8 protein-coding genes are annotated in these 4,986 nt (G+C 48.6%); 3 read left to right on the top strand and 5 right to left on the bottom strand.

What is annotated here, in order from left to right:
• From Q0256_RS11160 to gap, 3 genes are all read right to left on the bottom strand, one after another.
• On the bottom strand, positions 1-431 hold a 431-nt coding region (locus Q0256_RS11160; protein WP_297963112.1), incomplete at its 3' end, for a triose-phosphate isomerase.
• Positions 428-1,639: a phosphoglycerate kinase gene (gene pgk / locus Q0256_RS11155; RefSeq protein WP_297963109.1), complete on the bottom strand. Its 1,212-nt coding sequence runs from the start codon at positions 1,637-1,639 to the stop codon at positions 428-430. The genes Q0256_RS11160 and pgk, both read right to left, overlap by 4 nt.
• A gap of 1 nt (position 1,640) precedes the next feature.
• Positions 1,641-2,645 (bottom strand): type I glyceraldehyde-3-phosphate dehydrogenase, encoded by a 1,005-nt coding sequence (gap, locus tag Q0256_RS11150; RefSeq protein WP_297963106.1) that lies wholly within the window; start codon positions 2,643-2,645, stop codon positions 1,641-1,643.
• Between the two features lie 137 nt (positions 2,646-2,782).
• On the opposite strand from gap, the gene Q0256_RS11145 reads away from it, so the two are divergent.
• The 3 genes from Q0256_RS11145 to Q0256_RS11135 all read left to right on the top strand — a co-directional run bounded on the left by Q0256_RS11145 (position 2,783) and on the right by Q0256_RS11135 (position 3,986).
• The gene (locus Q0256_RS11145; RefSeq protein ID WP_297963103.1) at positions 2,783-3,160 is read left to right on the top strand and encodes a hypothetical protein; all 378 of its coding nucleotides are present in this window, start codon (positions 2,783-2,785) and stop codon (positions 3,158-3,160) included.
• Positions 3,161-3,534: 374 nt separating this feature from the next.
• Positions 3,535-3,714, top strand: coding sequence for a hypothetical protein (locus Q0256_RS11140; RefSeq protein WP_297963101.1), 180 nt, complete (start codon positions 3,535-3,537; stop codon positions 3,712-3,714).
• A complete protein-coding gene (locus tag Q0256_RS11135) occupies positions 3,711-3,986 on the top strand; it encodes a hypothetical protein (protein ID WP_297963100.1) in 276 nt (91 codons plus the stop codon). The genes Q0256_RS11140 and Q0256_RS11135 overlap by 4 nt, the downstream gene beginning before the upstream one ends.
• 100 nt (positions 3,987-4,086) lie before the next feature.
• Here Q0256_RS11135 and Q0256_RS11130 read toward each other — a convergent pair whose 3' ends face one another.
• The gene (locus Q0256_RS11130) at positions 4,087-4,368 is read right to left on the bottom strand and encodes a barstar family protein (RefSeq protein WP_297963098.1); all 282 of its coding nucleotides are present in this window, start codon (positions 4,366-4,368) and stop codon (positions 4,087-4,089) included.
• A partial coding sequence (locus tag Q0256_RS11125; protein WP_367271966.1) for a ribonuclease domain-containing protein occupies positions 4,365-4,986 on the bottom strand: 622 nt, incomplete at its 5' end. The genes Q0256_RS11130 and Q0256_RS11125, both read right to left, overlap by 4 nt.

Genomic DNA, 4,986 nt, shown 5'->3' with positions numbered 1-4,986 from the left:
ATACCCTCAAGCTGTGCAGCTACAAACTCTTGGCTGTGATCTTGCGCAAATGCCGCCTCATCCTCGCCGACGCAAAAAACGATGCGCCAGCCCTGCGCTGCGGCAAAACTGAATTTCTCTCTTATCAGCTCCGCGCTCTCGCCCAAAATAGCGCGCCGCTCACTATGTCCGATAAGAACGGTTTTGATGTCAAATTCCGCCAGCATATCGCCACCGATCTCGCCCGTAAAGCTGCCGTGCGCGGCAGGATAGAAATTTTGCGCGCCTTGAGTAAAATTTTTCGCCTTCGCGCAAAATGCGCTAGCGGGAGGAAAAACTAAAATTTCATCCTCGCGCGAAATTCCGCCCGCTAAGCCTTCATCCAAAGCTTTAGCATACCGCTCAAAACTAGCGCGAGTATGGTTGCATTTAAGATTCGCTGCCAGTATCATCGCAGCTCCGTTTTAGCAGTAAGCACTCGCACGCCCGGCAGCTCCTTGCCCTCGATGAGTTCTAAGCTCGCGCCGCCTCCGGTAGAAATAAAAGTCATATCATCAGCGTTACCAGCGCGTTCGACGACATCTGCAGTATCGCCGCCGCCCACTACGGTCGTGGCGTCGCTATCTGCGATCGCGTGCGATATATGCAGGCTGCCGCGAGCGAATTTATCGATCTCAAAAACCCCCATCGGTCCGTTCCACCAGATCGTTTGTGCATCGTCTAGGGCCTCTTTAAAAAGCGCTACGGTCGCAGGCCCGATATCTAGCCCCATCCAATCGCTTGGAATTTCTTGGACGGTAACCTTTTTTGTAACGGCATCTTGCGAGCATTGCGGAGCTGCGACGGCATCGACGGGGATATAAATTTTAACCCCAAGCTCGCGAGCATTGCGGAGAATATTTTTTGCTTCCTCGATTAGATCCTCTTCGAGCAAAGATTTGCCGATGTCATATCCGACGGCTTTTAAAAACGTAAACGCCATGCCGCCTCCGATGATGAGCTTATCGACTTTAGGAAGTAAATTTTTAAGCGCCTGAAGCTTGCCGCTTACTTTGCTGCCGCCCGTTACGGCTACGAAAGGACGCGCAGGATCTTTAATAAGGTCTTTGGCGAATTTTATCTCTTTTAGCAGCAAAAATCCCGCTGCCTTGTGTGCCTCATCGTAGAATTTCGTAATCGCCTCCACCGAAGCATGCGCGCGGTGGCATACACCAAAAGCGTCGTTGATATAAAATTCCGCGTAGCTCGCAAGCCTCTTAGCTAGTGCTTCGTCGTTTTTGCTCTCGCCCTTTTCAAAACGCAGATTATCCAGCAGAAGCACTTCGCCCTTTTTAAGCGAATTTACCGCAGCTCCTGCCTCCTCGCCCGCGACGTCGGAGACAAATTTTATCTCGCGCTCCAAAAGCCTAGATAGCCTCTTTACCACAGGCTTTAGGCTAAGTCTTTCTTCGTATCCGTTTTTCGGGCGTCCTAAGTGGCTGGCTAAAATTACCGCGCAGCCCTCGTCTAAGCAATATTTAATCGTAGGGATAGACGAACGGATGCGACGATCGTCCGTAATATTACAAAACTCATCCATCGGCACGTTAAAATCGCACCTGACAAAAACGCGCGCGCCGTCTTTAAATTTCAAATCTTTAATCGAAAGAATTTCGCCCATCTTATTTCCTTCTTTTTGCCGCATATAGGGCTAAATCGATGAGGCGCTCGCTATATCCCCACTCGTTGTCATACCAGCTCATCACTTTTATCAGATTGCCGTCAATTACCTGCGTGCAGTCGCTAGCTACGATGCTGGAGTATTCTGAAGTACAAAAATCGCTGCTGACACGGCTATCGTCGTCTACGAGCAAAATTCCTTTCATCTCTTTATTGGCATAGCGGCGGAAAATTTCATTTAGTTCCTCGGCGCTCGTCTGCTTGCACGTCAGCACCGTTAGATCAACCATCGAAACGTTAGCCACCGGCACGCGCACAGATTGTCCGTGCATCTTACCGCTTAGCTGCGGAAGTACCTTACTAATCGCTTTTGCCGCGCCCGTAGTAGTCGGAGCGATATTAAGAGCTGCGGCGCGTGAACGGCGAAAGTCCTTGGCTTTTACATCAACCAAGCTCTGTCCGTGCGTATAAGCATGAATCGTCGTCATAAGACCCTTTTCGATACCAAGCTCGTCGTCTAAAATTTTTGCAATCGGAGCCAGGCCGTTAGTGGTGCAGCTAGCGTTTGAGATGACGCGCTGTCCTGCATAAGCACCCTCATTAACGCCGATTACAAAAGTAGGCGTATCATCCTTGGCAGGCGCGCTCATTACGACTACGCCGATACCGTTATCTATGAACGGCTTGCATTTTTCGCTCGTTAAAAACGCACCAGTACATTCAAGCACAGCTTCTGCACCATCGCCCGCAAAATCAAGCTCCGCAGGCTCTCTAGTGGAATAGACGCGGATCTTTTTGCCGTCTACGGCTATGCATTCGTCGCTTAGAATTTCTACTTTTTTACGAAACTCGCCGTGAACGGTGTCGTATTGAAGCAGGTATCTCGTAAGCTCGCGCTTAGCGGTATCGTTGATCGCCACAAGCTCTACATCGTCCCTGCTTAGCGCAATTCTAGCCGCGCACCTACCGATCCTTCCAAAGCCGTTAATTGCGATTTTTACTGCCATAAGGTTCTCCTTATTTGGGATGTTTTCAGCTGGAATTTTACTAAATTTGGGTTAATCTTTGATTAAATAAAAAGTCGCGAAATCTAGGATTTACTTTTTGGCTATATAATTCGCGAACTTTTTTTAAAGGAGAAAAAATGAGACGAATTGTATTCTCGTCATTAGCGGCAATCGCGATTTTAAGCGGATGCAGCCAACCTAAGGCCGATACGGCTCCGCAGCAAAAGCAAGAGTCCGTAGCGCATACGATCGTATTTCTGCTAGGAGAGACCGGAGATAAGCGCATCAGCCTTAGCTCGAACGATATGTTCGCAACGGGCGTGTTAACCGATGAAAAGGGTAAAAAGCATAATCTCAAACGCGCGGCTTCCGCAAGCGGCATAATGCTTACGAACGACGAAGGCATCGAGCTTCTTTTCAAACGTGGAGAGGGAGTGTATACACCGGGAAAAGGCAAGAAGGATATTCCGGTAACCTACACCGAATATGAGCACAAAAACGGCGAAATGATGTAGCCGCGGCGGGGTTAAATTTAAGCGCCCGCAAAAGCGAATTAAATTTAACCCCTCGTTTCTAATTTCGACTTCTTTATCCGTAAAATTTTAACTCTCGTTTCGACCTCTTTGATCTGCATAAAATTCAACCTTTTATTTTCGCTTCTTTCATCTATGCAAATTGAGCTTTTTTGTGAATTTAAGTTTGCGCTCACTGAAAGCAAGCTCCGCAAGCCCGAAATATCTAAATTTTAAAAATCTCTATTTTCTTTGCGCTTTGGCGACAAATTTTAAGTTTTAAACCGAATTTCACTTCAAATTCGATAAACTGCGCCGAAATTTTAATAGGTCGGTGCAAATACGGCGCAAAATAGATCATTTAGCGAGATTGCCGCATGGATAGCATTAAATTTTACCTAAACGATTACGAAATTGAGGGCGAAAGCTTTACCGAAGTCGTCGTTGCGATAAACGGCGAGCTCCTGCTTGAACTGATTAAGCGGCGCGAGCAAAGCTTTGCGGCGAAAGAGGGGCAAGCTAGCATCGCGGGAGGCTACGCCTACTTAAAAGCTTGATCGATTTCAAAAAGCTCTTTTTGGACGTGCTCTTGCCTAACGGACAGCTTGCGGCTAGCAGCGAGCGAAGCGTCGTCCTACTGGGCTGTCCGTGCGGGATCTGGAGCTACTGGTATCTCTCGCTTAAGATTAAATTTGAAACGGAGACAGTTAAGCTTTACGAGTTTAAAAACCCGCGCCGCAAAGATTGGCGGTATGGGCTTGAGTTTAAATTTGACCGCGTGAGCTTTGTGAGCGAAATTTCCAAAATCGCCTCTTTTAATAAGCTCTAAATTCAGTAAATTTTAACGGCGCGCTCGAAACTGTGCCGAAACAAACCTATCTTTGCATCGGCAAAATTTAGCCTTAAAGCGGAATGGCTGCCGCGCAAGCTCATAAGATTAAAATTTTCACCTCGCCGCTGCGCAAAACATCCAGCAAAATATCATAAAATTTGCCCAGCCTTAGCTTTAAAATTCCGCCCCTTTTGATGACGACTAAGATCCGTCCGCCTCGCTCGCCCAGCGCGTCGTAAAGCGCGTCTAAATTTGCGACATATTCGGGCTTAAAATCCAGCGCTGCGGCAAACAGCGCGAAAATTTGATCTTTGCGCTTAATCTTTGCGCCGTCGATGATGATCTTTGCGGCGCTGCGCGTTTTAAAATTTAAACTCATTGCACGCGCTCGAAGCTTTCGTAATGATCGGCGGTGTAGAAGATCAGCCCGTCGTTTGAAAATATCAGCCGCTTCGCGCCGCGCGAGCCGCCGCGATACTCGATGTCGCACTCGCGCCAGATCCGCCCCTTTTTATCAGGTAATCTGCGCTCAAAATTGCCGAAACGATCGCCGCCTATGCTCTTGCCGCGCGCGTATCGCCACAGATCGCCGCCCTGCCAGCCAAGCTCGCCCGCCTGCTTTTTCGTGATGAAATTTTGCGGCAAAGTGCCCGTACGGCGGATATGAGCGCTCACGCACTCCCTGCTTATGCAGGGCTCATCCGCGAGCTGATTTTTAGAATTTGCGGCGGGATTTTGCGAGTTTGAAGCTTCGTAATCTGCGCTGCGCCGCCTGTGGATATCCGCCTCATCTTTAGGATTTGCCGCGGCGGGCTCATTTGCTTGCGGATGAGATTTTAAATCTCCTAGGTCTGTCCCGCCGTCTGCACTTCTTACGCCGCGTTCATCTTTTGCGTCGGCGCCGCTTGCAGGATTTTGCGAGCTTAAAATTTTACGATCGGTGCCGCTTTTGATATCTTGCGCGCCGTTTTTACGAGAAGCGGTATCCAGAGTTTTG

Source organism: uncultured Campylobacter sp., from assembly GCF_937949835.1.
GTDB lineage: Bacteria > Campylobacterota > Campylobacteria > Campylobacterales > Campylobacteraceae > Campylobacter_B.
Note: the sequence above shows the minus strand (reverse complement) of the source record. Positions and strands in the feature narration are given on the sequence as shown.